Annotated in this window: 1 protein-coding gene; it reads right to left on the bottom strand. The window is 64.4% G+C overall.

What is annotated here, in order from left to right:
- Nucleotides 1-1,961: AsmA family protein (locus tag IVB48_RS07555; RefSeq protein WP_247399057.1), on the bottom strand; the 1,961-nt coding region annotated here is incomplete at its 3' end.
- Nucleotides 1,962-2,143 lie beyond the last annotated feature (182 nt).

Raw genomic sequence — 2,143 nt, 5'->3', positions numbered from 1 at the left:
GCGGGCGAGGCCTGCGGCGCCGGAGTGGATGGCGTTGGGAGCAGGCTGCGGCTGCGGCTGGTTCCAGCGCCGCTGCTGTTTCCCGCGCCACTGGAAAGCCCCTGCTGGATCATATTGCCAATCGCCTCGCCCAGCGGGCCGCCGAGCGGATTGTTCTGCCCCAACTGAGGCATTGGCGGATTGGCATTGCCGCCACCCGGCGCGGTGGCGCCGCCGAGCCCAAGATTACCAAGGCTGCCCATAAATTTGCCGAGGCCGGCGCCGTCAGGCCCGAACAGACCTTTGCCCATCTCGCGCAGCTTGGCATAGGCGGCGTCCGGATTGTCGACCATGCCGCTCATGTCGGGATAGATCTGCGGCTGCGACCAGGAGCCCGAGATCATCACGGGAATGCCGAAGCCGACCGGTTCGGAGGTGCGGCCCTGGCCTTCGGTCGTCATGACGAGCTTGGGCTCGACGCGAAAGCCCATCATCTTGGTGTCGAGTGCGAGGGTGCCGGCGCCGGTGATGCGCACCAGCGGCCCGACCAGGGTGAAATCGGTCGTCACCGCCTGGCCCTTGTCGATGCGGAACGAGGCGGAGAGCTGCGACAGGTCGGTGTTCTGGGCCTCATTGTCCTGCCAGCCCGACAGCTTGCTGGTCGTCAGCGAACGGATCATCTGCGCTACATTGATGCCGCGGATCACGCCGTCCTGGAAATTGACGAAGGCCGTGCCCTGCAGGTTCGCCATCAGTGCGCGCTGGCTGGGGCCGGCACTGCGCAGCGCGAGCTTGACCTGCATCTTGCCGTCGACCCGGTCGAAATCGGCGAGGCCCTGGAGCAGCGGCAGCGCCCGCACGCCGACCACGTCGGAATGCATCGCAAAGCTCGGTGCGCCGCTGGTCGCATCCAGGATCACTTCACCCGAGATCTGGCCACCATAGGCACCGAGATTGGCGGTGCTGGCCTTCAGCACGCCGCCAGCGAGTTTTGCATCGAGCGCCAGCGGCGCAAGGCGCGCATCGCCGATCACGGCCTCGGTTGCCGAGATCCTGATCTGCGCATCGACATAATTGAGCCCGGAGACGTCGATCGGGGCATCGCTCCAGGGTTTCCCGGGCGCGCCATCGGGCGTTTTTGCCAGCGGGATCGCGAGCCGCTGGAAGTCGAGATCGACCTTGACCAGAGGCTTGCTCGCGATGTCGACCGAGGCCCAGCCGTTGAACGCACTGTCGCCGAGCTTGCCATTGACGCCGTTGATCATCACGACGTCGCCGTTGAGCCTCACCTCGGCATGACCTGCAAGCTGGGACTTCAGCACGTCGGGCATGTCGATGACGAAATCCACCGGGACCGTGGGCCGGTCGATCTGCGGCGCCGGCGTCGTCGTCTTGATGTCGAACTTGGTCGGATGTTCGCTGACGCGCGCAGTGCCGGTGATGTTGACCTTGCGGTCGCGGCCAAGGACGGCCTCGGCGTTGATGGCGCTGATGCGGCTGTCGATGCGGTCGCGCACGCGTGCAAAGGCGACCTCGCCGTTGCTGACCTTGATGTGATCGATGGTCGCACCATCAGTGTCCAGCGCGATCGGCTTCGAAGAGGTTCTGGCATTCGGCAGGCGGTCGCGCAGCATCGGCTGGTAGAGCACAGGATGGCTGACGATGAGTTCGCTGATCTTCGGACGGCCCGACCATACGCTCGAGAGCGACATGTCGACCTGCACGCTGTCGACGGTCAGGCGCGTGATGCCGCTGCGGTCTCTGGGGTCCAGAAATGTGAGGTCGTTGAGCTTGATGTTCAGTGTTGGCCACAGGCTGATCTTCGTCGTGCCGTCGATCGACAGGCGATAACCGGTGGCGCTCTCGACGCGCGAGACAATCGTCGACGTCAGGAAGCCCGACGGAATCCCGATCACCAGCAGGACCGCAACCACGATGATGACGGCGACCACCGCCGCGCCGGCGAACTTAACTGCTCTCATGTCGACTTTCCAACGACGGACGAGCGGCGTCGAACCCGGCAGATTGCCGTCCTTTCCACCCATCCTTTGCGCCTGAGCTTATCCCCGGACGGGAAGCGGCTCCAAGTGCGTAAAAATAGTCTGGGGGTGCTGCAAAGTTATGTGACTTGTGACACACTTCCCGGGCGCGGTTTTACGCGATC

The organism is Bradyrhizobium sp. 76, assembly GCF_023073025.1.
In the GTDB taxonomy this organism is placed as follows: domain Bacteria; phylum Pseudomonadota; class Alphaproteobacteria; order Rhizobiales; family Xanthobacteraceae; genus Bradyrhizobium.
Note: the sequence above shows the minus strand (reverse complement) of the source record. Positions and strands in the feature narration are given on the sequence as shown.